Origin of the sequence: Streptomyces sp. KM273126 (assembly GCF_004337435.2) — a bacterium.
In the GTDB taxonomy this organism is placed as follows: Bacteria; Actinomycetota; Actinomycetes; order Streptomycetales; family Streptomycetaceae; genus Streptomyces; species Streptomyces acidicola.
In genome coordinates this window covers 5,973,319-5,999,737 of sequence record NZ_SJXB02000001.1, presented here as the reverse complement: position 1 = coordinate 5,999,737, position 26,419 = coordinate 5,973,319, and the positions used below count along the sequence as shown (strand labels likewise).

Annotated in this window: 22 protein-coding genes; 4 read left to right on the top strand and 18 right to left on the bottom strand. The window is 70.9% G+C overall.

What is annotated here, in order from left to right:
* Positions 1-129: 129 nt before the first annotated feature.
* Positions 130-1,566 (top strand): lipase maturation factor family protein, encoded by a 1,437-nt coding sequence (locus tag E0500_RS25590; protein ID WP_131565118.1) that lies wholly within the window; start codon positions 130-132, stop codon positions 1,564-1,566.
* On the opposite strand, the gene E0500_RS25585 is transcribed toward E0500_RS25590, so the two are convergent.
* The 8 genes from E0500_RS25585 to E0500_RS25550 are packed head-to-tail and all read right to left on the bottom strand — an operon-like array spanning position 1,554 to position 9,496.
* Entirely contained in the window at positions 1,554-2,405 is an 852-nt protein-coding gene (locus E0500_RS25585) for an amidohydrolase (RefSeq protein WP_131565116.1), read from the bottom strand. The two genes, E0500_RS25590 and E0500_RS25585, sit on opposite strands and share 13 nt — an antisense overlap.
* Positions 2,402-2,716 carry an L-rhamnose mutarotase gene (locus E0500_RS25580; RefSeq protein WP_131565114.1) on the bottom strand — a complete coding sequence of 105 codons (315 nt, stop codon included), beginning with the start codon at positions 2,714-2,716 and terminating at the stop codon, positions 2,402-2,404. The genes E0500_RS25585 and E0500_RS25580 overlap by 4 nt, the downstream gene beginning before the upstream one ends.
* Positions 2,713-3,705 carry an aldo/keto reductase gene (locus E0500_RS25575; RefSeq protein ID WP_131565112.1) on the bottom strand — a complete coding sequence of 331 codons (993 nt, stop codon included), beginning with the start codon at positions 3,703-3,705 and terminating at the stop codon, positions 2,713-2,715. The genes E0500_RS25580 and E0500_RS25575 overlap by 4 nt, the downstream gene beginning before the upstream one ends.
* Positions 3,702-4,457 carry an SDR family NAD(P)-dependent oxidoreductase gene (locus E0500_RS25570; RefSeq protein ID WP_131565110.1) on the bottom strand — a complete coding sequence of 252 codons (756 nt, stop codon included), beginning with the start codon at positions 4,455-4,457 and terminating at the stop codon, positions 3,702-3,704. Before E0500_RS25570 ends, E0500_RS25575 begins: the two co-directional genes overlap by 4 nt.
* The gene (locus tag E0500_RS25565) at positions 4,454-5,815 is read right to left on the bottom strand and encodes an L-fuconate dehydratase (RefSeq protein WP_131565108.1); all 1,362 of its coding nucleotides are present in this window, start codon (positions 5,813-5,815) and stop codon (positions 4,454-4,456) included. Before E0500_RS25565 ends, E0500_RS25570 begins: the two co-directional genes overlap by 4 nt.
* A gap of 60 nt (positions 5,816-5,875) precedes the next feature.
* Entirely contained in the window at positions 5,876-6,910 is a 1,035-nt protein-coding gene (locus E0500_RS25560; RefSeq protein ID WP_131565106.1) for an ABC transporter permease, read from the bottom strand.
* A complete protein-coding gene (locus E0500_RS25555) occupies positions 6,903-8,426 on the bottom strand; it encodes a sugar ABC transporter ATP-binding protein (RefSeq protein ID WP_131565105.1) in 1,524 nt (507 codons plus the stop codon). Before E0500_RS25555 ends, E0500_RS25560 begins: the two co-directional genes overlap by 8 nt.
* Positions 8,423-9,496 carry a sugar ABC transporter substrate-binding protein gene (locus tag E0500_RS25550; protein ID WP_131565103.1) on the bottom strand — a complete coding sequence of 358 codons (1,074 nt, stop codon included), beginning with the start codon at positions 9,494-9,496 and terminating at the stop codon, positions 8,423-8,425. The genes E0500_RS25555 and E0500_RS25550 overlap by 4 nt, the downstream gene beginning before the upstream one ends.
* A 163-nt stretch (positions 9,497-9,659) precedes the next feature.
* Between E0500_RS25550 and E0500_RS25545 the strand changes: the two genes are divergently transcribed.
* Positions 9,660-10,373, top strand: a complete 714-nt coding sequence (locus tag E0500_RS25545) for a FadR/GntR family transcriptional regulator (protein ID WP_131565101.1) — start codon at positions 9,660-9,662, stop codon at positions 10,371-10,373.
* Between the two features lie 77 nt (positions 10,374-10,450).
* Here the strand turns inward: E0500_RS25545 and E0500_RS25540 are convergent, their stop codons facing one another.
* Entirely contained in the window at positions 10,451-12,013 is a 1,563-nt protein-coding gene (locus tag E0500_RS25540; RefSeq protein ID WP_131565098.1) for an alpha-L-fucosidase, read from the bottom strand.
* An 80-nt stretch (positions 12,014-12,093) separates the two neighbouring features.
* Entirely contained in the window at positions 12,094-13,941 is a 1,848-nt protein-coding gene (locus E0500_RS25535) for a family 20 glycosylhydrolase (RefSeq protein WP_131565096.1), read from the bottom strand.
* Positions 13,942-14,203: 262 nt separating this feature from the next.
* Between E0500_RS25535 and E0500_RS25530 the strand changes: the two genes are divergently transcribed.
* Positions 14,204-15,550 (top strand): amidase, encoded by a 1,347-nt coding sequence (locus E0500_RS25530; protein WP_131565093.1) that lies wholly within the window; start codon positions 14,204-14,206, stop codon positions 15,548-15,550.
* Positions 15,551-15,679: 129 nt separating this feature from the next.
* Here E0500_RS25530 and E0500_RS25525 read toward each other — a convergent pair whose 3' ends face one another.
* Positions 15,680-16,162 (bottom strand): GNAT family N-acetyltransferase, encoded by a 483-nt coding sequence (locus E0500_RS25525; protein ID WP_131565091.1) that lies wholly within the window; start codon positions 16,160-16,162, stop codon positions 15,680-15,682.
* A gap of 55 nt (positions 16,163-16,217) precedes the next feature.
* Positions 16,218-16,394, bottom strand: a complete 177-nt coding sequence (locus E0500_RS25520) for a hypothetical protein (RefSeq protein ID WP_131565088.1) — start codon at positions 16,392-16,394, stop codon at positions 16,218-16,220.
* A gap of 502 nt (positions 16,395-16,896) precedes the next feature.
* Between E0500_RS25520 and E0500_RS25515 the strand changes: the two genes are divergently transcribed.
* On the top strand, positions 16,897-17,703 hold the full coding sequence (locus tag E0500_RS25515; protein ID WP_131565086.1) for an SDR family oxidoreductase: 807 nt from the start codon (positions 16,897-16,899) through the stop codon (positions 17,701-17,703).
* A gap of 15 nt (positions 17,704-17,718) precedes the next feature.
* Here the strand turns inward: E0500_RS25515 and E0500_RS25510 are convergent, their stop codons facing one another.
* From E0500_RS25510 to glgA, 6 genes are all read right to left on the bottom strand, one after another.
* Positions 17,719-17,952, bottom strand: coding sequence for a hypothetical protein (locus E0500_RS25510; RefSeq protein ID WP_181587129.1), 234 nt, complete (start codon positions 17,950-17,952; stop codon positions 17,719-17,721).
* Positions 17,953-18,023: 71 nt separating this feature from the next.
* Positions 18,024-19,502, bottom strand: coding sequence for an SDR family NAD(P)-dependent oxidoreductase (locus tag E0500_RS25505; RefSeq protein ID WP_131565084.1), 1,479 nt, complete (start codon positions 19,500-19,502; stop codon positions 18,024-18,026).
* 124 nt (positions 19,503-19,626) lie between these two features.
* Positions 19,627-20,970 (bottom strand): wax ester/triacylglycerol synthase family O-acyltransferase, encoded by a 1,344-nt coding sequence (locus E0500_RS25500; protein ID WP_181587128.1) that lies wholly within the window; start codon positions 20,968-20,970, stop codon positions 19,627-19,629.
* A 238-nt stretch (positions 20,971-21,208) separates the two neighbouring features.
* Positions 21,209-23,830, bottom strand: a complete 2,622-nt coding sequence (locus tag E0500_RS25495; protein ID WP_131570432.1) for a PA14 domain-containing protein — start codon at positions 23,828-23,830, stop codon at positions 21,209-21,211.
* Positions 23,831-23,945: 115 nt separating this feature from the next.
* Positions 23,946-25,166: a glucose-1-phosphate adenylyltransferase gene (gene glgC, locus E0500_RS25490; RefSeq protein WP_131570430.1), complete on the bottom strand. Its 1,221-nt coding sequence runs from the start codon at positions 25,164-25,166 to the stop codon at positions 23,946-23,948.
* Positions 25,167-25,238: 72 nt separating this feature from the next.
* Positions 25,239-26,390, bottom strand: a complete 1,152-nt coding sequence (gene glgA, locus E0500_RS25485) for a glycogen synthase (RefSeq protein ID WP_131570428.1) — start codon at positions 26,388-26,390, stop codon at positions 25,239-25,241.
* Positions 26,391-26,419: the final 29 nt, after the last annotated feature.

Here is a 26,419-nt window from a genome sequence, read left to right as displayed (position 1 = left end):
ACACCATGCCAGGATTTGTCCGAATAATCGAGTGGGGGTGTCCGGTTTCCGACCAGCTTTCGTTCACTATTGTCAGTAGTGCACCTGTCTGGCCAGCACCCCAGGAGCACCGAGCCGGGAGCAGCGCGCGTGGAGTGGTTCACCGTCCCCGACTACTGGATGAGCCGGTTGGTCTTCCAACGGGCTCTGGCTGTCATGTATCTGGCCGGCTTCCTCACCGCGGCCCTCCAGTTCCGCGCGCTGATCGGCGAGCGCGGGATGCTGCCGGTGCCCGTGTTCCTGCGGCGGGTCACGTTCCGTCAGGCACCCGGCGTGTTCCACGTCCACTACTCGGACCGCTTCTTCGCGGCCTGGGCCTGGACGGGCTGCGCGGTGTCCGTGGCACTGATCGCGGGGCTGGACTCGCTGCTGCCGCTGTGGGGCGCGATGGTGCTGTGGCTCGTGCCATGGGTGATGTACCTGTCGATCGTCAACGTCGGCCAGACCTGGTACTCGTTCGGCTGGGAGTCGCTGCTGCTGGAGGTGGGCTTCCTCGCCGTCTTCCTCGGCAACGACGAGGTCGCCCCGCCGGTCCTCGTGCTCTTCCTGCTGCGCTGGGTGCTGTTCCGCCTGGAGTTCGGCGCCGGGCTGATCAAGCTGCGCGGCGACGCGTGCTGGCGGAAGCTGACGTGCCTGTACTACCACCACGAGACGCAGCCGATGCCGGGCCCGCTGAGCTGGTTCTTCCACCACCTCCCGAGGCCGCTGCACCGGGTGGAGGTGGCCGCCAACCACTTCACCCAACTCGTCGTGCCCGTCCTGCTGTTCACCCCGCAGCCGATCGCGACGGCCGCCGCGTCGCTGATGATCCTCACCCAACTGTGGCTGGTCCTGTCGGGCAACTTCTCCTGGCTGAACTGGATCACCATCGTGCTCGCCCTGTCCGCAGTGGACTACGGCGGCACCGCACCGGCGGGCGTGCCCGGAGCACCACTCTGGTACGAGGTCGTCGTGATCGCCGCGACCGCGCTGGTGGTGGGCCTGAGCTACCACCCGGTCCGCAACATGATCTCCCGCGGCCAGGTCATGAACCGCTCCTTCGACCCGTTCCACCTGGTCAACACGTACGGCGCGTTCGGCAGCGTGAGCCGCGTCCGGTACGAGGTCGTGGTCGAGGGCACGGCGGACGAGTTGGCGCGAGAGAGTTCCGAGTGGCGGGAGTACGAGTTCAGGGGCAAGCCCGGCGATCCACGGCACTGGCCGCGCCAGTTCGCGCCGTACCACCTCCGGCTCGACTGGCTGATGTGGTTCGCCGCGCTCTCCCCCATGTACGCCGGTGCCTGGTTCGGCGGACTGGTGGAGCGGCTGCTGGAGAACGACCGCGACACGCTGAAACTGCTGCGCCGCTCCCCGTTCCCGCCGGACGCCCCGCCCCGCTATGTCCGCGCCCGGCTCTTCCGCTACCGCTTCACGACGTGGCGGGAGCTGCGGGAGACGGGCGCGTGCTGGCACCGGACGTACGTACGGGAGTACCTGCCGCCGACCCGGCTGGCCGGTGCGGACGTCGTACGCGGTCAGAGGCCGTAGACGCGCGTGGCGGTGCCCTCGAAGATGTCCTTCTTGTCGTCCGGGCTCAGCCCGAGCACCAACACGCCCGTGCCAAGGGCGACTTCGGCGTACGTCACTGCCAGGGTGCACACGGGCCAGTCGGAGCCGAACATCAGCCTGCCGGGGCCGAAGGCGTCCAGCACTGTGTCGGCGTACGGACGCAGCTCCCCCGTCGGCCAGCCCGAACGCCACCTCCCCGGGTCCGTCTCCGTCACCATCCCGGACAGCTTGCACACGGTGTTGGGGAGTTCCGCGAGCGCCCTGACGTCGGATGCCCAGGGCTGGAGTTCTCCGGAGGCGATGGGTGGTTTGCCCAGATGGTCGAGGACGAAGGTGAGGCCGGGCAGGGCGGCGGCGGCCCTGACGCAGGCGGGGAGCTGATGAGGCAGCACCACCAGGTCGTACACGAGGCCCGCCGCGGCGACCGCTTCGAGTCCCCGGCGTACGTCCGGGCGGAGCAGCCACTCGGGGTCGGGCTCGCCCTGGACCTGGTGGCGGATGCCCTTCAGATACGGTCCGCCGGGGAGTTCGCGCAGCCGGGCCAGTTCGTCGGCGACGCCGGGGCTCGTCAGGTCCGTCCAGCCGACCACTCCCGCGATCAGCTCGTGCCGCTGGGCGAGTGCCAGGAACTCCGGGGTCTCCTCGGCGACGGTGATCGTCTGCACGAGGACGCTGCGGTCGATGTGCAGGGCGCGGGCCTCGGGTTCAAAGTCCGCCATGGTGAAGTCACGGCGCAGCGGCTGGAGTTCGGGACCGGTGATCCAGTCCTGGTCGCGTACGGAGAGGTCCCACACATGGTGGTGGGCGTCGACGGTCACGGCAGCTCCCACACGACGGGCAGTCCGGCGTCCGCGCCCTCGCCGGAGTAGTCGTGGACGACGTCGAGCAGCTCGGCCATCCGGCCCTGCCAGGCGATGTTGACCGGCAGCTTCTCCAGTTCGGCGAGCAGACGGGCGTAGTCCTCGCACTCCAGGACGTGGAAGAGGTCGGTGCCGCTGCGCCAGATGGTCCAGGAGGCGGCTCCGGCGGCGCGGATCGCGTCGGTGAGCTCCTTCGGGACCTCGCGGTGCGCGGCCTCGTACTCCTCGACGCGGTCGGCGCGGACCTTCGTGTGCAGGGCGACTCTCACGGCGTCTCCTCTCCGGACACGGGTACGGGTGCGTCCTTCGGCAGCAGTCCCTCGGCGACCAGTTCCCGCCAGAAGTCCGCGGGCACGACGGCCGCGAACTGCTCGGCGCCGTCACGGGCCTCGTCCGCCGAACGGGCGCCGACGAGAACGCTCGCGACGGCCGGATGCGCACCGGGGAAGGCGAGCGCGGCGGCACGCAGCGTCGTGTCGTACCGTTCGGCGATGTCCTTCAGCTTCAGGGCCCGCGCCACCAACTCCTCAGGAGCAGATGCGTAGTTGTAGGTGGCTCCGGGCTTCGGGCCCGCCAGCAGGCCGGAGTTGAAGGCACCGCCGACGACCACGGAGGTCCCGCGTTCCTCGGCCGCGGGCAACAGGTCGTCCAGCGCGCCCTGTTCGAGGAGGGTGTACCGGCCCGCGCAGAGCACCACGTCGACGTCGGTGTCCTTCACGAAGCGGGTGAGCATGGCCGACTGGTTCATGCCCGCGCCGATCGCGCCGACGAGGCCCTCGGCGCGCAGTCGTTCCAGCGCGGGGTAGCCGTCACGGAAGGCCTGTTCGGCGTGATCGTCCGGGTCGTGGAGGTAGACGACATCCACGCGGTCGAGGCCGAGCCGCTCCAGGCTGTCCTCCAGACTGCGGCGTACGCCGTCGGCGCTGAAGTCCCACACGCGGCGGTGGGTGGCGGGTACGGCGAAGCCGTGGGCCAGGTCGTCACCGTGCCCGTCGGCGGGTTCCAGGCGGCGGCCCACCTTGGTGGAGATGACGTACGTGTCGCGCGGCCGCTCCCGCAGGAACGCGCCCACGCGCCGCTCCGACAGGCCGAGGCCGTAGTGCGGCGCGGTGTCGAAGTACCGGATGCCGGCCGACCAGGCGGCGCTCAGGGCCGCGTCCGCCTGCTCGTCGCCGACCTCCGTGTACAGGTTGCCGATGCCGGCGGCGCCGAAGGACAGCGCGCTGACGTCGACGCCGCTCCTGCCGAGCGTGCTCACTGGCCCACCGGCCGCAGCCGCAGCCCCTGCATGCCGCCGTCCACCGCGAGCGCCATCCCGGTGGTGGCGCCGGACAGCGGGCTCGCCAGGTAGGCGACGGCGCCCGCGACCTCGGGTGCCGAGACGAGACGGCCCGTGGGCTGGCGGGCTTCGAGGGCGGCCCGTTCGGCGGCGGGGTCGGCGGCGGCGCCCAGCAGGCGGCCGACCCACGGGGTGTCCACCGTGCCGGGGTTCACGCAGTTCACACGGATGCCCTCGCGGACGTGGTCGGCGGCCATGGCGAGGGTGAGGGAGAGGACGGCGCCCTTCGACGCGGAGTACAGCGCGCGCTGCGGCAGACCGGCGGTGGCGGCGATGGAGCAGGTGTTCACGATGGCGGCGTGCGCCGACTCGCGAAGGTGGGGCAGGGCGGCGCGGGTCACGCGGGCCATGCCGACGACGTTGACGTCGAGGACGCGGTGCCACTGCTCGTCGTCGTTGTCCTCGACCGTGCCCTGGGCGCCGATGCCCGCGTTGTTGATCAGCACGTCGAGTCCGCCGAGGTCGGCGACCGCCGCGGCGACGGCCTCGCGTACGGAGGTGTCGTCGGTGACGTCGGCCCGGTAACCGAGCAGGGGCTTCTCGACCGGGGAGGGATCGAGGTCCAGGACGGCGACCCGGGCGCCGCGGGCGGCGAGGAGTTCGGCGGTCGCCCGGCCGATGCCGGAGGCGCCGCCCGTCACCAGCGCCTTGAGACCCTCGAAGTCGCTCATGCCGCGTGTCCCTTCTTCTGCGTCTCAAGGTCGGCGGCCCAGAAGGTGCCGCCCGGGAACGTGTACTCCGCGATGGACTCCGGCCGCATGGTGGCGGAGAAGCCCGGCGCGGTGGGTGCCGTGTAGTGACCCTCGCGGATCACCACCGGGTCGAGGAAGTGCTCGTGCAGATGGTCGACGTACTCGATGACCCGGTTCTCGATGGTGCCGGACAGGGCCACGTAGTCGAACATCGCCAGGTGCTGGACGAGTTCACACAGCCCGACTCCGCCCGCGTGCGGGCAGACGGGTACCCCGAACTTGGCCGCGAGCAGCAGGATCGCCAGGTTCTCGTTGACGCCGCCGACACGGGCCGCGTCGATCTGGAGGACGTCGAGGGAGCCCGCCTGAAGGAGCTGTTTGAAGACGATGCGGTTCTGGACGTGTTCGCCGGTGGCGACCTTGACGGGGGCGACGGCCTTGCGGATCGCCGCGTGGGCGAGCACGTCGTCGGGGCTGGTCGGCTCCTCGATCCAGTAGGGCTCGAACTCGGCGAGCGCCGTGACCCACTGGATCGCCTCGTCGACGTTCCACCGCTGGTTGGCGTCGATGGCCATGCGGATGTCCGGGCCGACGACGGAACGGGCGACGCGGCAGCGCCGTACGTCGTCGGCGAGGTCCGCGCCCACCTTCAGCTTGATCTGCCGGAACCCGTCGGCGACGGCCTGGGCGGCCAGCCGGGTGAGCTTCTCGTCGCTGTAGCCGAGCCAGCCCGGGGAGGTGGTGTAGCCGGGGTAGCCCTGGGCGAGCAGCTGGGTCTTCCGGCCCTCGGCGCCTTCCTTCCCCCGTCGCAGCAGCTCCAGCGCCTCGTCCGGGGTGAGCGCGTCCGTGATGTAGCGGAAGTCGATCTGGCGGACCAGCCACTCGGGTTCGGCGTCGGCGAGCAGCTGCCACAGGGGCTTGTGGGCGCGCTTGGCGGCCAGGTCCCACACCGCGTTGACGACCGCGCCGATGGCCATGTGCATCACGCCCTTCTCGGGACCGAGCCAGCGCAGCTGGCTGTCGCCGATCAGGTCCCGGAACAGGGAGCCCGGGTCGTCGCACAGCTCGTCGACGGACCGTCCGACCACATGGCTCCGCAGGGCGTCGATCGCGGCGACCTGGACATCGTTGCCCCGCCCGATGGTGAAGGTGAAGCCGTGCCCCTCCAGACCGGCGGACGCGTCGGTCGCGTCGGTGCGCAGCACGACGTACGCGGCCGAGTAGTCGGGGTCCGGGTTCATCGCGTCGGAGCCGTCGAGCTCGCGCGAGGTCGGGAAGCGGATGTCGTAGGTGTCGACCGCGGTTACGCAGGAGGGGGTGCCGGGGGTCGGGGACACGGAAGGCCTTTCGGTCGGTGACTCGGTGACTCGGTGACTCGGTGACGAGAAGTCGGCTGGTCAGTCCTGGGCGCGGCCCGTGGTCACGCGGGCGATCATGAGAGCGAACAGGATGATGCCTCCGTAGATGGCCTGGATCCAGAACGACGGCACCTGCGCGAGAGTGAGCAGGTTCTGCACGACACCCAGCAGGAGTACGCCGGTGAGGGCGCCGAACATGGTGCCCTTGCCGCCGTCGAGGCTGATGCCGCCGATGACCGCCGCCGCGAACACGGTGAAGATCATGTTGTTGCCCTGGTTGGCGCTGATCGCCCCCACGTACCCGGTCTGCATGATCCCGCCGACGGCGGCGAGGGTGCCCGCGACGACGAACACGCCGAGCATGACCCGTTCGACGCGGATGCCGGCCGCGCGGGCCGCGTCCGCGTTGCCGCCGATCGCGTACAGCGCGCGGCCGACACGGTGGTAGCGCAGGACGAGACCGGCGACACCGAAGGCGACCGCCGCCAGCCACACCGACATGGGCACGCGCAGGAAGGTGGTGGTCGCCAGCGAGAAGAACGCGTCGGGCATGCCGAACAGCGTCTTGCCCTTGGTCGCGCCGACCAGCAGTCCGCGCAGCACGATCAGCATCGCGAGGGTGACGATGAAAGCGTTGAGCTTGAACTTCACCACGAGGAGGCCGTTGAACCCGCCGATGGCCGCGCCCACGACGAGGACCGCAAGGAGCGCGAGGGCCGCCGGGAGTTCCGTGCCCCAGCCGGCCGTCGCGGCGGGCAGCACGAGCAGGGCACCCACGGCGGGGGCGATACCGACGACCGACTCCAGCGACAGGTCGAACTTGCCGGTGATCAGCACGAGCGACTCGGCCAGCACCACCATCGCGAGGGCGGCGGACGCGCCCAGGATGGAGATCAGGTTGCGTTCGGTGAGGAACGAGTCGTTGACGAACGCGCCGAACACCAGGAGCAGCAACAGGGCCGGTACGAGGGCGAGTTCGCGGGCCCGGCGCAGCAGCACGGCTCTGGCCGCCCGGGGGTCGGGCGCCGTGACCGGGGTGGTGGTCGAGGCCGACGGAGCCTTGATGTCAGCCATGGTGGTCCACTCCTTCGATGGAGGCGATCAGCTCGTGGTCGTGCCAGCCCGCCCGGTGCTCGGCGACGACCCGGCCGTGGAAGAGGACGAGGACGCGGTCGCAGCGGCGCAGGTCGTCGAGTTCGTCGGAGACGACGAGCACGGCGGTGCCGTCCTCGCGGGCGCTGTCCACCCGCGAGAGCAGGGACTCCTTGGACTTCACGTCCACGCCCGCGGTGGGGTTGATGAGCACCAGCAGACGAGGGTCCGAGGCGAGTGCGCGGGCCATCACGACCTTCTGGGCGTTGCCGCCGGAGAGATCGGACACGGGCTGGTCGGGACCTTCGGCATGGATGTCGAGGCGCTCGATCAGCTCGGTGGCGACACCGCGCTTGCGGGCGGTGCCGACGAGCCCGTACCGCCCGAGCCGGTCCAGGACGCTCATCGTGGCGTTGTCGCCGATGGTCATGCCGAAGACGAGCCCCTGACCGTGCCGGTCGCGGGGTACGCAGCCGACGCCGGCCTTCAGGGCGGCCCGGACGTCGCCGAACGGGAGCGGTGTGCCGTCCAGCAGGGCGGTTCCGGACGTCGGTGTGTGGAGTCCGGCGAAGGTCTCGGCGAGCGCGATCTTTCCGCTGCCGCTGGAGCCGGCGAGTCCGACGACCTCACCGCGGCGGACGGTCAGGGCGACGTCCTGGTACGTGTCCGAGGTCAGGCCCCGCACGTCCAGGACGACGGGTGCGTCGACGCCGTCCTGTTCCACCACGGCCTCCGCCGCGGCCGCCTGCCGTTCGGCGACCGCCTCCCCCGCCATCGCCTCCACCAGCGCGGCGCGCGGGAGTTCGGCCACGGGTGCGGTGGTGATCCAGCGGGCGTCCCGCAGCACGGTCACCGCCTGGCAGACCTCGTACACCTCCTGGAGGTGGTGGGAGATGAACAGGAAGGTGACGCCGGACTCCTGGAGTGCGCGCATCCGGTCGAAGAGGCGCTCGATCTCGCGGTTGTCGAGCTGGGCGGTGGGTTCGTCGAGGATGATGAAGCGGGCGCCCTGGCTCAGGGCCCGGGCGATCTCCACCATCTGCCGGTCCTCGACCTTGAGGTCGGCGGTGCGGGCGCCGGGGTCGACGTGCACGTCCCAGGTGTCGAGGACCTCGGTGGCCTCCGTGTGCAGCCGGCGCCAGCTGAAGAAGCCGCGCCGGCTGTCGGGCTGGCGGTTGAGGAAGAGGTTCTCGGCGACCGTCAGCTCGGGCACCACGGTGGGCTTCTGGTAGACGCAGGCCACCTTGGAGCGCCATGCGACACGGTCGCCGAGCGGGGGTGCCGGCCGGCCGTCGAAGCGGACGGTGCCCGCGTCGGGCGCCTGGAGTCCGGTGAGGACGGTGACGAGGGTGGACTTGCCCGCTCCGTTGCGGCCGACCAGGGCGTGGGACTCACCGGGCAGCACGGTCAGCCGGCCGTCCTGCAGTGCGACGGTGGGCCCGTACCGTTTGACGATTCCCGTGGCCTCTACCAGGGGGGTGGCGGTGGCAGCGCTCATTTGACCGTGTTGCCCCAGAGCTCGGGGTCGTCGACGTTGTCCTTGGTCACCAGCGGGGCGGGCAGCTGGTCCTCAAGGATGCCGCTGGGCAGCTTGACGATCGTGGAGTCGTGGTCGGTCGGGCCGGGCTTGAACGTCTTGCCCTCCATCGCGGCCTTGACGTAGTACATGCCGTACTTCGCGTAGGCGTCGGCGGGCTGCGAGACGGTGGCGTCGATCTCGCCCTTGCGGATGGCGTCGAACTCCTGCGGGATGCCGTCGTTCGAGACGATCGTGATGTGGCCGTCCTGGCCGGCCGTCTTCAGCATCCCCTTGGACTTCAGGGTCTGCAGGGTCGGCGCGAGGTACACACCGCCGGCCTGCATGTAGATGCCCTTGATGTCGGGGTTGGCGTTGAGGAGGGTGTCCAGCTTGGAAGCGGCGGTGTCGGACTCCCACTTGGCGGGGATCTCCAGCACCTTCAGCTTGGGGAAGTTCTTCTTCACACAGGCCCGGAAGGCCTCGGAGCGGTCGCGGCCGTTGACCGAGGCGAGGTCGCCCATGATCTGCACGACCTTGCCGGACGGTATCTGCTCGCCGAGGTACTCGCAGGCCTTCTCGCCGTACGCGACGTTGTTGGCGCGGACGACCATCGCGACCTTGCCCTTGTCGGGCGCCACGTCCACGGCGACCACCGGTACGCCCTTGCGCTCGGCCTGGTCGAGCCCCGCGATGATCGCGGCGCTGTCGAGGGGCGCGACAACGAGGCCCTTGGCCCCTTGGTTGAGGGCGTTGTTGATGTCGGTGATCTGCTGGGACGGGTCGCTGTTGGAGTTGACCGTCTTGAGCGCGTCGACGCCCTCGGTCTTGGCCATCTTGGGCACGTAGTCGTTGTACGACTGCCAGAACGGCGAGGTCAGCAGGGGCAGGATCACCCCGACCTTGCCGTCGCCGCCGCCCTCCCCGCCGGAGGAGACGTTGTCCTTGGTGCTGCCGCACGCCGCGAGCACTAGGGCGGCACAGGACGCGGCGACCACCGCGCGTACCCTCCGTGCCCCTGTCTGCCCGTTCCGTGGGTTTGTGCCGGCCATCTGTCAGCTCCTCGTCGAGCGGTTTCAAGCAGGTGCCCGCATATTTATCAGACCACTTCCCCTTCACAACACCCTCCTACACCAGATTTTCCCGGTTCCTGGACGTAGTGGTCCGACCACCTGGCTGGTTAGACTGCGGCGCACCGACAACAGGAGGAGTGGCGTGAACGAGACCCAGAGCGAGGCCGCTCCGCAGAAGGCCACGGTGACGCAGCGCGCCATCGAGCGGATCAAGGCGATGATCGCCGAGGGCCGCCTGGAGCCGGGGCAGCGGCTGCCCACCGAGCGGGACCTCGCGGCCCAGCTGGGCATGTCGCGCAGCTCGATGCGGGAGGCGATCCGGGCGCTCACGGTCCTCGGGGTGCTGGAGGCACGGCACGGGTCCGGCATCTACGTCACCCAGCTGGAGGCCGGGGACCTGCTGGAGACCTTCGGTGTCGTCGCCGACCTGTCCCGTGGTCCCCGGCTGGTCGAGCTGCTGGAGGTGCGCCGCATCCTGGAGTCGACCGCGACCGCGCTGGCCGCCGCGCGCATCACCGAGGCCCAGCTCGCGGAGGTCGAGAAGCACCTGACCGCGATGAACGGCACGGACGACCCCGAGGAGATCATCGCCCACGACCTCGCCTTCCACCGCGAGATCGCGGCCGCCGCGGGCAACGAGACCATGGCCGCGATCCTGGAGGGCCTGTCCTCCCGCACCTTCCGTGCCCGTGTCTGGCGTGGCTACCAGGAGGAGGGCGCCTTCGCCCGCACCCGCCGTGAGCACGCCGCCATCCACCGCGCCCTGCTCGCCCACGACCCGGAGGCGGCACGAGCGGCCGCCGCCGCGCACGTGGGCGAGGTGGAGCAATGGCTGCGCACCCAACTCAGTGAATAGCGTGCCGAGTCGACCCACGCAGCCGGCCGTACAGTGATCCGGCCGCCGCGGGGGGGGGCGGGCCCGCCAGTCGCCTCCTAAAGGCGCGAACGGTACAGCCCGAACTCCCCGATCGTTGCGGCCTGTCGGGACCGTGTCACCCGCACGCGCCACCGGCGGGCCCGTACGGGCCCGCTGAGCAGCAGGATCCGGCTGGCCCCGATCGTCCCGGCCCCGGCGACCCGCGTCCAGGCGCCGCCGCGTTCGGCCTCGACGACGAAGTCCTCGACCTGTTGCCCGTACCGGATGTCCTCCGCGAGCCGGACACGGTCCACCTCACGTGCCGCGCCGAGGTCGACGGTGACCGTGCCCGGGGAGCTGGTGACCCGCGCCCCGAGGGCCAGGTCCTCCGGCAGCTCCCGGTCGATCCGCTCACGGAACTCCCGCAGCCGGGTGACGTCGGAGGCCGGAAGGAGACCGTCCTTGTCCGGCGGCACGTTCAGCAGCAGCACGGCGTTGCGGCCGACCGAGCCGAAGTAGATGTCCGTCAACTGCTGGACGGACTTGGGCTGTTGGTCGGCGTGGTAGAACCAGCCGTCCCGGATGGACACATCGGCCTCGGCCGGCCACCACTGCAGGTGGTCGGCCACGGGCCGCGCGGCGACCAGGGCGTCCCGGCCGCCCATGTCGGGCGCGTCGTACGAGAGCGCGAAGTCCATGCGCCCGTTGGCCTTCTCCTGCACGGGTACGACACTCCACTCGTTCTCCCGCGCGAATCCGCCCTCGTTGCCGACCCAGCGCACATCGGGACCGGACACGGCGATGGTGGCGTCCGGCGCGAGGGTCCGGATCAGCGTGTACCAGCTGTCCCAGTCGTATGTCTCGACCTTGTCCGGCGGGATGCGCCCCTGGGCGCCGTCGAACCACACCTCGTCGATGGTCCCGTACTCGGTGAGGACCTCGTAGAGCTGGTCGAGCATGTGGGCGCCGTAGTCGGTGGCGGGGAGCGTGAAGGTGGGCCCGTCCGGGCGGTCGTCCCCCGGGACCGGGGTGGGGATGGTGCGCTCGGAGCGGGCGCTGCCGTTGGCGTACACGCCGTGCAGGTACTGGTTCTCGTCGGCCGGCGAGATGTACACGCCGACCTTGATGCCGTGGCGGCGCATCGAGTCGGCGAACGAGCGCAGCACGTCGCCCTGTCCGCCCCGCCAACTGCTCGACGCCACCGTGTGGCCGGTGTAGCGGGAGGGGTAGAGCACGAAACCGTCGTGGTGCTTGACCGTGAGGATGGCGAGCTTGAAGCCGCCGTCGCGCAGGGCGCGCGCCCACTGGTCGGTGTCGAGCCCGGCAGGCTGGAAGACATCGGGGTCCTCGTCTCCGGTGCCCCATTCGAGACCGGTGAAGGTGTTCACACCGAAGTGCAGGAAGGCGGTGCGCTCCAGCCGCTGCCAGGCGATCTGCCGTGCGGTGGGCCGGACCTCGGACGCCTTGAGGACCAGCTCGTCCGGCGTGTCGTCGGGGCTGACGGGGATGCGGTACGGGGGCCCTTCGGCGAGTGTGGCCGCCTCGGCCGCCGCCGCGGGTGCTGTGAGGGCGAGGGATGTTCCGGTGGAGGCGACGAGCGTCGCGGCCGCCGTGACGAAGGCTCTTCGGGAGATGGCCATACGCGTGTGCTCCTCGGGTCGGGCGGGATGCTCCTCGGGGCGTACGGGTCACTCGGGCCGGCCCCGGTGGGGCCGGTCCCTCAGCGGGAGGTCGCCTGCCACACGGCGGGCGCGCGCTGGTCCGGCGGGTACTGGACGAGGCGTCCGTCGTCCGTGACGTGCACGGCCATGCGTGTGATCGCGTTGACGAGCCGGTGGCCTCCGGGAGCGGGCACGGGCACCCAGCGCTGCAGGGTGTTCGAGGCGGCGCAGGTCTCCTCGGTGACCGAACTGCCCGGTTCCAGTGGCACGTTGAGGGTGAGCTTCCCGCTGCGCGTCTCCAGGCACCTGCCGCTCGTGACGGACTTCAGGGTCACATAGCCGTCGGGGGTGCGTGCGACCTGAAGATCGCGTGTCACGCCGCCGCTGCGGAAGGTGTACGTCCCGTCGGCGAGTGGTACACGGGTCAGGTCACGCCATCCGGGGGCGTGGCCCACGGCTCGCGCACGGTCGGTGAACTCGGCGTAGGTGGCGTCCGGGCGGGGCGCTCCCCAGGTGGCCTGGGCGATGTGCCGCAGCGCCGGGTCCAGGGCGACGGCGACCTCGTTCTCGGTCTCACCACGCCCGTTGTCCGGCCACAGGCTGATCTTCGCCCCGGTGATGCCGGTGCGCGAGGCGAGCTTCTCGCCCTCGAAGCTGCGCGGGTCCCAGCCCTGGTCGTACAGCCCCTTGGTGTCGGTGTGGAAGCCCCCGCGCACGAGGTACAGGGCGTACGAGGCGTTCATCAACGGGTAGCCCTGCGCGATGATCCGGCTCGGCTTCACCGCCACGTTCAGCCAGTGCTCGACGGTCGTGCCCGCCGTGACCGGCACGGTGTTGGCGCCGGTGAGACCGTCGTTCCAGATGCGGAGCTTCTTGCCCTGGGCGGCGGCATAGGCGTGGACGCGGTTGACGAAGTCGATGAACGCGTCCTGCGGGGTGGCGTTCGCTCCGTACTTCTGGCGCGCGTAGGCCAGGACCTGCGGGTACTTGGCGAAGTCGGAGCCCAGCATGTACTCGTCGGCGCCCATGTGCCAGGAGGTGGCCGGGAACACCTCGGCGTACTCGTCCATCAGGCTCGTGTAGTAGTCGAAGGCGGCCTGCTGGGTGACGTCGAGCCGGGAGGGCTGCTTCACGCCGTCGGAGTCGGTGAGTTGCAGGTCGGGACGGTTCTCGATCCAGGGGTCCATGTGGCCCGGGGAGTTGATCTCCGGGATGATCTCCACGTGGTACTTCTCGCCGAGGGCGACGAGGCGGCGGATCTCGTCCTTGGTGTAGTAGCCCCAGGTGTTGGCCTCGGGGTGGGCGTCGCTCTTCACCTTCAGTTCGAGGAGGAGCTGGTTGAGCTTCTGGTACGCCATGTCGCGCACCAGGTTCTCCAGCCACTCGGTGGAGATGTTGATGTAGCAGGCGCAGACGCCGACGCCGCGTTCCTCGTACTCGGGCACGTCGACGGTGCTTCCGGCGGGCACGCGGTCGCCCTGGGCGAGGAGCTGGAGCAGGGTGCGGGTGCCGTAGAAGGCTCCGGTGTCCGTCCTGCCGGTGATCTGCAGGCTGGCGCCCGCGCGCAGTTCGTACCCCTCGGTGCCGAGCCGGACCGCGGAGGGGTCGACGTCGACAACGATGTCGCCGCTCCGTGGCGTGACGTCAGGGACGACGGCTACGGTGCCGCGGCCGGCCGCGCGCAGATCGTCGGCGAGGGTGTCGGCGACCTCGCGTGACTCCTGGTCACGGGCGACGATGCGGGTACTTCGCCCGAACGCGTAACTTCCCTCTCCCGGCGCCCAGTTGGACAGTGCGGGCACCGTGACGGGTGGCGGCCCCGCCTTCTGCGTCTGAGCCATCGCCGGAACGGGCGCCACGAGCAGCACCAGCCCCGCCACGGCACCGGCCAATCTGGACCACGCCATACCGCACCACCTCACAGGCAGTTCGCAGTCATCGGATGTCTGATCCTTGGAGCGTGATCCCTCCGCTGTCAATGGGGCGTGCCTATACGGGAGTTGAAACACTCATCGGCAGAGGTCGAAGAACTCATCGGATGAGGCGCTGAAGACGGTCAACGGACTCGTGAAACGGACTCTCGACGTGGCGCCTCGGGCAAGGCACAGTGCTCCTCGTACCCGTCGGCTACCGGCGAGTACCTCCATGCCTCACGCACAGGGAGCGCCCGTGACCAGCTGGGCCGGCCGGACCGCCGCCGAGATCGCCGCCGCCGTACGGGAGCGGCGGATCACACCCCGCGAGGTGGTGGCGGAGCACCTCGCGCGGATCGAGCTGCTCGACGCCCGCGTCGGCGCGTTCCGTATGGTGCGGGGGAAGGCGGCCCTGGCCGAGGCGGACGAGGTGGGCGCCCGTGCCGACCTGTCCGAACTGCCCCTCGCGGGCGTGCCCGTGGCGGTCAAGGACAACCTCGCCGTACGGGGTGAGTCGACCCGCGTCGGCACCGCCGCGACCCCGGACACACCGGCCGGACAGGACCATGCCACGGTGGCCCGGCTGCGGGCGGCGGGCGCCGTGGTCGTGGGCCTCACGAACGTGCCCGAGCTGTGCGTCTTCGGCACCTCGGAGGGTGTGTACAGCATCGTGCGCAACCCGTGGGACATCACGCGCACGGCGGGCGGTTCGTCGGGCGGCAGCGCGGCGGCGGTCGCCGCCGGGATGGTGCCGGTCGCGCTGGGCAACGACGGGATGGGCTCGCTGCGCATCCCGGCCGCCAACTGCGGGCTGATCACCCTCAAGCCGGGTCTCGGGGTGGTCCCGGCGGGCATCAGCGACGGCGACTGGTTCGGCATGTCCGAGAACGGGCCGCTCGCGACCACGGCCGAGGACACCCGGCTGATGTTCTCGGTGCTGGCCGACACGCCCGACGCGGCACGTCCGTCCGAGCCCGCACCCTGTCGGATCGCGGTCTCCGTACGCAGCCCGCTGCCCGGCGTGACCGTCAGCCGCCCGTACACGACCGCGGCCCGCGAGGCGGCGAAGCTGCTGGCCGGGGCGGGCCACCAGGTACGACGTGCCGACCCGCCCTACCCGCTGTGGCTGGGCACGACGTCCCTGGCGCACTGGACGGCGGGAACGTCCGTCGACGCGCGGGCGCTCGATCCACGGCACCTCGCCCGCCGCACCCGCGTCCACGCGGCTGTGGGCCGCCGCTTCGTCCCGAGCGTCCGTGAGGGCGACCGCCGCGACCAACTGCGCCGCCGTATGGAGCCGTTCTTCGCCGAGCACGACGTCCTGCTCACCCCGACGCTGGCCCGGCGCGGCCCCGCCGCCGCGCCCTGGCACGAGCGCGGCTGGCTGCGCAACCTGCTGACCAACACCACCTACTCGCCACTGACGCCACCGTGGAACCTGACCGGCTGGCCGGCGATGTCCGTGCCGTGCGGCACACTGCCGGGCGGTGCGCCGTGCGCGGTCCAGCTCGTGGGCCGCCCCGGCAGCGAGCTCGATCTCCTGGCCGTGGCGGGCCAGTTGGAGGAACTGCGTCCGTGGCAGCGGACGGCACCGCTCGCCTGAGGACGCCCGTCAGCTGTGGCCGAGAAGGCGAGGAGACGGTCGGTGGGCACCATGGGGCTCGTGCACGCACGGCGGGGACACCCGTCCCAGTGATTTCCCGGCGTCCGGCCACACGGCTCGCATCTCGGGTCACAGGGCCCGGTACATGACGTGCAGTCCCACCCGCCCGTGCCGGGGGTGCTCGTACGCGTCCGGCACGGTGCCGAGAACGGTGAAGCCGAGCGACGTCCACAGCCGCACGGCGGGATTGGTCTCGACTACGGCGTTGAACACCATGCCCCGGTACCCCTCGGCCTTGGCCGCGGCGAGGACGTGCTCGGCGAGGGCGCGGCCGAAGCCGCGCCCGCCGTGGTCGGGGTCGACCATGAAGCCCGCGTTGGCGACGCCGGCCGCGGGGCCGCCGTAGTTCGCAGTGAGGTAGGCGGAGCCGACGACGGCTCCGGTGGTGTCCTCGGCGACGTACACACGCTTGGCGGGCGCCATCCACAGGGCGCGAGCGGCTTCTTCGGAGGTGTCCGGATCCCAGGTGTAGGTCTCACCGGCGGCGACGATGCGGTGCCAGAAGGGCCAGATGCGCGGCCAGTCCTCGGCCGTGGCTTCTCTGATCGGCATGGGCGCGAGTCTGGCACGCCCGTGCCGCCGGCGATCGCGGCGGGTCCTGCCCTGATCAGTCCACGCTGGGGAGGATGTGGGGCTCCGCGAGGTCGTCCTCGTACCCCGCGAGGCGGATCGGGGCGGACCTGGCCCACACGTCGAGGCTGCCGAGCTGCTTCTTGGGCCGACGGCCCGCGCGCTCCGCACGATCCTTGGTCCGCTGATCGCTATTGCTCTTCTCCGGTGTCACCGCGCACTCCTTATGTGTCGGGTCACCCTCGGGACGGGCCGGCTCACCGTACTGCCGTGCACTAGACGCCCGCTTGGGTCGGTTTCAGAAATGGTTCGGACGCGGTGGCGCCTGTCGAGTTGTGGTGAGAACATGCCGTTGTGACCGGCTTGTCCCGGGACGGACTGGGTGTGGGTGGAACCCATATAAGACTGTCCGTCCGCTACAGGGTAACCATTTGAGCGGGTGCCCGCTCGATGGGGCTGGAAACACGAGGGAACTGCCCTGAATCGTTCCGTGTTCGACCGACGACGGAAGGGCACGGGCACGGCCCACAGGCGCGGTTACCGGCCGGGCGGCGCCCACTCCTCCCCGAACAGGCGAACGATGAGCGCCGCCACACGCAGAGCGGCCCAGAATGGCCCGGAACGGCCCGGAACGGGATGCGGATTCAGCCATCGCCCCGGCAGGCGCCTTCACCACCGGCCTGTGAACTGACGGTCCGTCATGAGACGGTACGCGGATGACCTCACCCCACGGACTCCAGGGCCGGGCCGCGATCGTCACCGGGGCCTCGCGCGGGATCGGGCTGGCCGTCGCCGAGGCACTGGTGGCGGCCGGTGCGCGTGTGTGCGTCACGGCACGTGATCCGGAGAGTGTGGCGCCGGCCGCCGCCGCGCTCGGCGGCATCGGGCTCGCGGGATCGGTGGCCGACCCGGCGCATCTTCGGGCGCTGACCGAGCTGACGCTGCGGGAGTTCGGCCGGATCGACCTCGTCGTCAACAACGCGGGCACGAACGAACCGTACGGTCCGCTCCTGGACGTCGATCCCGACCGCCTGCGCGACACCTTCGCCGTCAACGTCGAGGCGCCGCTGCGGCTGGTGCAGCATGCGTGGCGGGCCTGGATGGGCGAGCACGGAGGTGCCGTGGTGAACATCTGCACCGAGGGCGCCGGGCACGTCGGGCCCCACGTCGGCGCCTACGGCACCAGCAAGGCGGCCCTGCTGCACCTCACCCGGCAGCTCGCCGGGGAGCTGGCCCCCACGGTGCGGGTCAATTCCGTTTCCCCCGGCCTCGTCCGCACGGAGATGGCGCGGTTCGTGTGGGAGGGCGCGGAGAGGGAGCTCGCCGCGGGACTCCCGCTGGGCCGCCTGGGCGCGCCCGAGGACATAGCGCGAGCCGTCGTGTGGCTGGCCTCGGACGCGGCGGAGTGGGTCACGGGGGCGGATCTGCTGGTGGACGGCGGAACCCGGGTCAGGACGGCGCACACCTCATCCGGGTACGCCGTCCACGACCGCCTGCGGTCACAGGCGCCACCTCGATCGTGACGACGGCCGTTCCCCTCACGGGAACAGAGCGATCCCCGCGAGGACCAACACGACGACGCAGACGACGAACAGGATCGTGCCCCAGGTCCAGGGGTGCCGCACCGATTCCGTGGGGCGGCCACCGCGGGGCCGGTCCTCCTCCAGTTCGGGGTTGGCCGGACGGCCGCTGGCGTAGAACTCCTCGTCGGTCCGGTACACGTTGCGCGGATCGTCGAAGCTCCGCGGATCGACTCCGTGTGAACTGTCCATGGCTACTCCCGCGCGGTCCTCACCAGGGCCGGGTACCCCGGCGGACGCCGGGGCGCGTCAGGAGCGGCGGCTCACCACTTCCCGGGCGCGTAGTCCTTGAGGAAGACGCCGTACAGGTCCTCGCCCTGTTCGCCGCGCACAATTGGATCGTAGACCCGGGCCGCGCCGTCCACCAGGTCGAGCGGGGCGTGGAAGCCGGCCTCGGCGAGGCGGACCTTGTCCGGGTGGGGGCGCTCGTCCGTGATCCAGCCGGTGTCGACGGCGGTCATCAGGATGCGGTCGTTCTCGAACATCTCCTGCGCGCTGGTGCGGGTGAGCATGTTGAGGGCGGCCTTGGCCATGTTGGTGTGCGGGTGGCCCGCCCCCTTGTAGCCGCGGCTGAAGACGCCCTCCATGGCGGAGACGTTCACGACGTACGTCCGGCGGGCCGTCGACGCGGCCATCGCCGCGCGCAGCCGGCTGATCAGGATGAAGGGCGCCGTGGAGTTGCAGAGCTGCACCTCCAGCAGCTCCACCGGTGTGACCTCCTCCACCGACTGGATCCAGCTGTTGGTGTCGTGCAGGTCGGGCACGAGGCCGCCCGCGTCGATCGCCGTACCGGCCGCGATCCGCTCCAGGGAGGCCGATCCTGAGACCAGGGCCAGGTCGGTGACGTCCTGGGCCGTGAGCGCGCCGCCTCCGGCCACCGGCAGCGCGGCCACGGCACCGGAGCCGAAGGTGCCGATGACCTCCGCCGCGGGCAGTTCTCCGGCCGGCAGCGGGGCGGACTCCGCGGTGACCAGCTCGCCGTACGCCTGAGGGGAGCGCCGTACGGTCTGGGCGGCGTTGTTGATCAGGATGTCCAACGGGCCTTCGGCGGCGACCGACTCGGCGAGGGCGACGACCTGGGCCGGGTCACGCAGGTCGATGCCGACGATCTTCAGCCGGTGGATCCACTCGTCGCTGTCGGGCTGGGCCTTGAAACGGCGGATCGCGTCGTTCGGGAAGCGCGTGGTGATGGTGGTGTGCGCGCCGTCGCGCAGCAGCCTGAGCGCGATGTACATGCCGATCTTGGCGCGGCCGCCGGTGAGCAGGGCGCGCTTGCCGGTGAGGTCGGCGCGGGCGTCGCGGCGGTCCCGGTTCTCGGCGGCGCACTTCTGGCAGAGCTGGTGGTAGAAGTAGTCGACCTCGACGTACCGGGCCTTGCAGACGTAGCAGCTGCGGGGCCGCTGGAGTATCCCCGCGATCTGCCCTGCCTCGGTGACGGATGACGGCAGGATGCCCTCGGTCTCGTCGTCGATGCGCTCGGCGGAGCCGGTGGCGGTGGCCTCGGTGACCGCCTTGTCGTGGGCGGTCTTGGCGGCCCGTCGCTCCTGGCGGCGGCGCTGCTTGACCGTGCGGTAGACACCCGCGGTGGCCCGTCGCACGGCGATCGCGTCCGGGTGGTCGATCTCCAGCTTGTCGAGCTCCTCCAGCACGCCGAGGCACACGGCCAGCCGCTCCGGATCAATGCCGGGGCCGTACGACGACACCTCGTCCACCATCGCCGGGCCGTCTTCTGTCACCGTCATCGCCGCTGCCGTTCCCTGGTCACCCGTCGCGGCGCTCCTTCCGCGCTCGCTGTCGAACGCGGAATTCTACGGAGCGCCGGGCCGGGTGACCAAACCCGTTCCGGTCATGGCAAGCGGAGGCCGGTCACGGAGCGCAGGCGTCGAGCAGTGTCTCCACCTCCGCGGAGACGGCCTCGGCGAACCGGTCGAGGTCGGGCACGGCCTCGCCGTCGGCCACGAGCCCGTAGTGGACGCGCCCGCGGTAGGTCGAGACCGCGACCGCCAGGGACTGGCCGCGGGCCAGCGGCGCGAACGGGTAGACCTCGGTGAGCGGGTGCCCGCCGAGCCTCAGGCCGAGGCTGGGCAGCGGCACGCTGGTGACGAGGATGTCGAACCAGAGCCGGGCCGCCTGGCTGACCAGCGGCCCGCCGAGCCGGTGGCCGAGCGGCGGCACGTGGTCGGCGAGCAGCGCGACGGCGCCCGCGCCGCGGTTGGGGCCCGCGTCCTTGTTGCGGTCCATGGCGGTACGGACCGTGCCCAGGCGGCCGAGCGGATCCGGTTCGTCCACGGGGAGCCGTATCAGGTAGCCCGAGAGCCGGTTGCCCTGTGGGTGCGCGGTGCGCGGGCGGCGGTTGGAGACGGGGATCAGTGCGCGGGGCGCCACGCCCGCACTGCCGTCGCCGCGCTCGTCGAGCCAGCGGCGCAGGGCGCCCGCGACGATCGCGATCAGGACGTCGTTGACGGTGCCGCCGACCGCCTTGCGCACGGTGTGCACCTCGTCGAGGTCCAGCACCACACCGGCGGTGCGGCGGGTGCCGCTGGACCGCGAGGCGAGCGCGGGGCAGGGGCGTACCTCCAGGGTGGAGCGGGCGACGGAGGCTCCGATGTCGAGCGCGCGGCCCACGTCGGACAGGACGCCGCGGACGAGCCCCGGCAGTCTGCGCACGTCGGGGAGGAGACCGCGCGGGGGCGGGGCGGGCCGGGGGCGGGGCGCGGGCATGTCCATCGGGTCCATGACGGCGGCGGCGAGCGTCAGGGCGCGCAGGCCGTCGGCCAGGGCGTGGTGGAACTTGAACAGCACGGCGAACGAGGTGCCGTCCTCACCGGGCAGCACATGGGCCTCCCACGGCGGCTTCCCACGCTCCAGCGGGCGCTGCATCAGGCTGCCCGCCACCGCGTGGAAGTCCGCGGTCGGGGCGTGCAGCCTGACGTGGTCCAGGGGGTCGAAGTCCCGGGTGGGCTCGCGGACGGCCCCGCCGAAGGCGGTCGGGAAGGAGGGTGCGAACGCGAGCGGCCGCCATACGTCCCGGATTCGCATACGCAGCCCCGGCACGGCGGCGGCACGGGCCGCGAGCAGGTCGGCCGCGTGGACGCCGGCGGTGGGCGAGTGGGCCGCGAAGACCCCGAGGGCACCGAGGTGCATCGGGTGCTGTGCGGACTCGATGTTCCAGAAAGCCAGGTCGAGTGGTGCGAGCACGTCGGAAGTCAATGGCTTGCCTCGCGTCGACGAAGTGTGGAAGTCAGCAGTCAATCGCCGACAAGCGATTACGGTCAAGTACGATCAAGCTACGCACAGTTAACAGCAGATTAAGTCCCGCCCCTCCGAAAGGGGCGGGACTCAGGAGGCGCCTGTGGTCACGCGACGACAGGTGACGTCACCCTTGCAAACACACCCCACCCGTACGGGCGCGGGCCAACCGGGCGGGGGCGCGTGTCACTCGCCGGCCTCACTGCGCCGGGCATCCCTCCGGAGCGGCACGGGACGCGTCGCGGATCAGGGCCTCGTGCGCGGCCCTCAATCGCCCGACATCCGGCTTCATGACCGCACGGTCGTACGTCAGGAAGCCGTTCAGCTCGCCCTCGACGTCCGTGATCTGGGTGTAGACGGCACCGTTGCTGCCCCGGCAGGCCAGCGCGCGCACCTCGTCGAGCTTGGTGAGGTAGTCGTCGGTGTAGGTCGCCGGGTCGACGTCGACGTACGACTGCTGGACGGACCAGGCGTGCCCGGGGACCGCCAGGCCGAGGCCGCCGTACTCGCCGCTGACGAGTGCCCGTTCCCCGTCGGGGCGGGGCGGGAGCGCCGGGCTCGGGTAGCCGTGCTCGTCCATGATGTCGCCGGTGCCCCCGTCGGCCCCGAGGTTGAGGCCCGACTGGCCGTTGACCAGCCGTGTCGGGTCCCAGGCCTTCGCCTGTTCGGCGATGCGGCCCACGTCGTACTGGCCCCAGCCCTCGTTGAAGGTGACCCACATGACGACCGACGGGCTGCTGATGTGCTCGTCGATCATCTCCTTCATCTCGCGCTCGTACTCGGCACGGGCCGCGGGGCCCGGATTCACCCCCGCCGTCATCGCGGGCATGTCCTGCCAGACCAGCAGGCCCAACCGGTCGGCCCAGTAGAACCAGCGGTCGGGCTCGACCTTGATGTGCTTGCGCACGGCATTGAAGCCGAGCTCCTTGTGCGCCTTCAGGTCGTACGCGAGCGCCTCGTCGGTCGGGGCGGTGTGCAGACCGTCGGGCCAGAAGCCCTGGTCGAGCGTGGCCATCATGAAGACGGGTTCGCCGTTGAGCAGGGTGCGCGGGGTGCCGTTCACCTTCTCGACGGCGACGGACCGCATGCCGAAGTAGCTGCCGACCCGGTCGGCGCCCACGCTCACCTTCAGGTCGTACAGGAACGGGTCGTCGGGCGACCACAGGTGCGGGTCACGGATCGTCAGGGTCAGCGGAGTGCCGGTGCGGCCACTCGCCGTGGCGACCTTTCGCCCGCGGTCGTACGCTGTCGCCGTGACGGGCACGCCGTCGCGCACCCCCTTGGCCTCGACGGTGAGCCGGCCGCTCTCCGCGTCCGGCACGAGCCCCAGCGAGTCGACGTGGTCGGCTGCGACCGGCTCCATCCACACCGTCTGCCAGATGCCGGACGACGGCGTGTACCAGATGCCGCTCGGGTCCAGGCGCTGCTTGCCGAGCGGCGGGTTCTCGCCGTTCGCGGCGTCGGTCGGGTCGTACACGCCGACGATGAGCTCCTGGGTGCGGCCGGGCTTCAGCGCGTCCGTGACGTCGGCGCTGAACTTGTCGTAACCGCCCTTGTGTTCGGCGACCTTGGTGCCGTTGACGTACACCTCGGACTGCCAGTCCACGGCGCCGAAGTTCAGCCGCAGCCGCTTGCCGGAGCCGATGTGCCAGTCACGGGGAACCGTGAAGGTGCGGCGGTACCACATGCGGTCCTCGTGCCGCTGGATACCGGAGAGCTGGGACTCCACCGGGTACGGGACGAGAATCCGCTCCTGGAGGGTCTTGCCGACGGGCGGCTGCTCGCCCGCCTCGGCCGCCGCGAACTGCCAGCGCCCGTTGAGGTTCTGCCAGGCGTCGCGGGTCAGCTGGGGCCGGGGGTACTCCGGGAGGGCGTTGTCCGGTCCCACTTCGTCGGCCCAGCGGGTGCGCAGCTCGTATGTGGAGCGGTTGGGGCCGCTGCTCCAGAACTCCTTGACAACGTTGCCGTCGGTGCCTGTGAGCCCGCCCCGGCCGTCGTAGTGGAGGTCGGTGGCCCCGCGTGCGGTGCCGGTCTTGTTGCCGACCACGGGCTCCTTGAGGGCGACGAGCAGCGCCTTCGGGTCGGCGGGGTCCGGCGCGGCGGCGCCCAGGGGCCACTCGGCTCCGCCGATCACCGCGGTGAGGTGGTCGGTGAACCCGGCCGGAGGTGCGGCGAGGTCCTGTGCGAAGTCCAGCTTCATCGTGCGGCCGTCGCTCAGGACCGTGGCCGCGACGGCGCCGTCGTAGTCGAAGCCGTCGGGCAGGCGGAACGCGGACTGCGGGACGGGTCCCTTGCTGCCGCCCGGCGGGGTCCAGCGCAGGTGGAAGTTGGAGCCGCCGTAGTGCTCGAAGTACTCGACCTTGATGTCGTAGGCCTGGCCGGCGGTCAGCTCGATGGGCTGGGCGGTCTGTTCGCGGTCCCAGTCGTCGACCCAGTGGTCGATGGCGATCTTTCCGTCGATCCAGAGCCGGAAGCCGTTGTCAGCGATGATCGAGAAGGTATGGGGTCCGGTCTTCTCCGGAACGATCTTTCCGGTCCAGCGGACGCTGACGTCGTCCGACTGTCCCGCGGTGGCCGCCAGGCGCGGCTCCAGGTTGTCGAAGTCGAGGTTCGGTTCGAAGCGGGTGGCCTTCAGCTCGTCGAAGTCGAAGACACCCGGGGCGGAGTGCGTGTAGTACTCGCCCTTCAGACCCTGGACCTCGGCGGAGTCGTCGGCGGCGGTCGCGGTCGGTGCGGCGGTGAGTCCCGCGATACCGAGTGCGACCGCGAGGAGTAACACGAGCGGTGACGCGAGTCGGTTTCTGAGTCGTCTGATGCGCACGGATCCCCCCTAGGGGTGAGGATGGGTGGCGGCTCGGTGCTCAGTTCTCAGCGGTACAACGTTGTCACGTACAGCAGTTGGCATGACAACACGGATTCCGCTTCCCGTCCAGGAACTACGACACCATCTGGCCCTTGCCCAGCGCGATCACACCGCCCTTGGAGACCGTGTACAACTCGGCGTCCCGCTCGGGGTTGACGCCGATCGTCGCGCCCGGCGGCACCTGGACGCCCTTGTCGAGGACAGCGCCGCGCACGACCGCGCCCCGCCCGACGTGGACGTTGTCGTGCAGCACCGAGCCCTGTACGACCGCGCCGGGATCGACCACCACACCGGGCGAGAGCACCGACCGCGTCACCTGACCGCGGATCAGGCAGCCGGCGCTGATGATCGACTCGCCGGCCATGCCGCCCGCGTTGAAGCGGGCCGGGGACAGCTGGCCCGAGTGGGTGTAGATGGGCCAGCTGCGGTTGTAGAGGTTGAAGGCGGGGCGCTCGGCGATGAGGTCCATGTGGGCGTCGTAGTACGCGTCGAGGGTGCCGACGTCGCGCCAGTAGCCCCGGTCGCGGCTGGTCTCGCCGGGCACGTGGTTGGCGCTGAAGTCGTACAGCTGGGCCTCGCCACGGCCGGTGAGTTGGGGCAGGATCGAACCACCCATGTCGTGCACGGAGTTCTGGTCCTCGGCGTCCCGCTGGAGGGACTCCACGAGGGCCTTGGTGGTGAAGATGTAGTTCCCCATCGAGGCGAACACGCGCTCGGGGTCGTCCGCCAGGCCCGGCGGGTCGGCGGGCTTCTCCAGGAAGCGTTCGACGGTCTGCCCGTCGGAGCCGGGCGTGATCACGCCGAACGACGACGACTCGGCGCGCGGCACCCGTATCCCCGCGACCGTGACGCCCGCGCCGCCCTCGATGTGCTGCGCCAGCATCTGCCGGGGGTCCATGCGGTAGACGTGGTCGGCGCCGAACACCGCGACGTAGTCGGGCTGTTCGTCATGGACCAGGTTCAGGGACTGCAGGATGGCGTCCGCGCTGCCGAGGTACCAGCGCGGGCCGAGCCGCTGCTGCGCCGGGACCGGTGTGACGTAGTTGCCGAGCAGGCTCGACATCCGCCACGTCGTGGTGATGTGCCGGTCCAGCGAGTGCGACTTGTACTGCGTCAGCACACAGATCCGCAGGATGTCCGCGTTGACCAGGTTGGACAGGACGAAGTCGACGAGCCGATATGTGCCGCCGAAGGTCACCGCGGGTTTCGCACGGTCGGCGGTCAGGGGCATCAGCCGTTTGCCCTCGCCGCCCGCCAGTACGATTCCCAGCACCGAAGGTCCACCGCGTCGCATGCCGCCCGCCCCTCTACGCCCGGTTGTGCCGCTGTGCTGTGCTCTCTGCCTGGCCCTGTCGCTCTGTCCCTGTCACCCGTGTTTGAGGACTTCCTCGTACAGGTGGACCGTGCGCCGGGCCACCGCGTCCCAGCCGAACTCCCGTACCGCGCGCTCCCGTCCGGCCGCGCCCAGACGCGCGGCGGTCTCCGGGTCGGCCAGCAACGAGTCGAGGGCGCGCGTGAGACGGGCCTCGAAGTCGTCGCCCGTCGGCACGAGCAGCCCCGTGACGCCGTCCTCGACGACCTCGGGGATGCCCCCGACGCGGGAGGCGACCACGGCGGTCCCGCACGCCATCGCCTCCAGGTTGACGATGCCCAGCGGCTCGTACACCGAGGGGCACACGAACACCGAGGCGTGCGTGAGGAGTTGGATGACCTCGGTGCGCGGCAGCATCCGCGGGATCCAGTGCAGGCCCTCGCGCACGGCGCTGAGCTCCTGGAAGAGCGCGCGGAACTCCTGGTCGATCTCCGGGGTGTCGGGGGCGCCCGCGCACAGCACCACCTGCGCGGCGGGGTCGATGTCCCGCACCGCGCGCAGCAGATGGGGCACGCCCTTCTGACGGGTGATCCGGCCGACGAACAGGACGTAGGGGCGGCCGGTGTCGAGTCCGATCCGGTCGAGGACTTCGCGGCCGTGGTCGGGCTGGTAGAGGGTGGTGTCGATGCCGTTGTGCACGACGCGAACCCGGTCCGGGTGCAGGGTCGGGTAGCTGCCGAGGATGTCCTCGCGCATGGCGCCGGACACGGCGATCACGGCGTCGGCGGCTTCGATGGCGGTGCGCTCGGCCCAGCTGGACAGCGCGTATCCGCCACCGAGTTGCTCGGCCTTCCAGGGGCGCAGCGGCTCCAGCGAGTGGGCGGTCATCACGTGCGGGATGCCGTACAGCAGCTTGCCGAGGTGGCCGGCGAGGTTCGCGTACCACGTGTGCGAGTGGACGAGTTCTCGGCCTTCGAGCGCGGCCGCGACGGACAGGTCCACGGAGAAGGTGCGCAGCGCGTCATTGGCGCCGTCGAGTGCGGGCCAGGGGCGGTGGCGGACGACTCCGCCCGCGGCGCCCTCGCCCCAGCAGTGCACGTCCAGGTCGGTGAGCGACCTCAACTCCCGGGCGAGGAACTCGACATGGACCCCCGCTCCGCCGTACACGTCCGGCGGGTACTCCCGGGTCAGCAGGCCGACTCGCACCCGGAACCCCCTGTCGCAGCGGTTGGTTC

Bases quoted from the DNA above. Each gene is read 5' to 3' on its own strand.
- E0500_RS25570 (WP_131565110.1), bottom strand. From the start codon at position 4,457: ATGAGCGACTTCGAGGGTCTCAAGGCGCTGGTGACGGGCGGCGCCTCC.
- E0500_RS25560 (WP_131565106.1), bottom strand. From the start codon at position 6,910: ATGGCTGACATCAAGGCTCCGTCGGCCTCGACCACCACCCCGGTCACG.
- E0500_RS25555 (WP_131565105.1), bottom strand. From the start codon at position 8,426: ATGAGCGCTGCCACCGCCACCCCCCTGGTAGAGGCCACGGGAATCGTC.
- E0500_RS25550 (WP_131565103.1), bottom strand. From the start codon at position 9,496: ATGGCCGGCACAAACCCACGGAACGGGCAGACAGGGGCACGGAGGGTA.
- E0500_RS25540 (WP_131565098.1), bottom strand. From the start codon at position 12,013: ATGGCCATCTCCCGAAGAGCCTTCGTCACGGCGGCCGCGACGCTCGTC.
- E0500_RS25535 (WP_131565096.1), bottom strand. From the start codon at position 13,941: ATGGCGTGGTCCAGATTGGCCGGTGCCGTGGCGGGGCTGGTGCTGCTC.
- E0500_RS25525 (WP_131565091.1), bottom strand. From the start codon at position 16,162: ATGCCGATCAGAGAAGCCACGGCCGAGGACTGGCCGCGCATCTGGCCC.
- E0500_RS25515 (WP_131565086.1), top strand. From the start codon at position 16,897: ATGACCTCACCCCACGGACTCCAGGGCCGGGCCGCGATCGTCACCGGG.
- E0500_RS25510 (WP_181587129.1), bottom strand. From the start codon at position 17,952: ATGGACAGTTCACACGGAGTCGATCCGCGGAGCTTCGACGATCCGCGC.
- E0500_RS25505 (WP_131565084.1), bottom strand. From the start codon at position 19,502: ATGACGGTGACAGAAGACGGCCCGGCGATGGTGGACGAGGTGTCGTCG.
- glgC (WP_131570430.1), bottom strand. From the start codon at position 25,166: ATGCGACGCGGTGGACCTTCGGTGCTGGGAATCGTACTGGCGGGCGGC.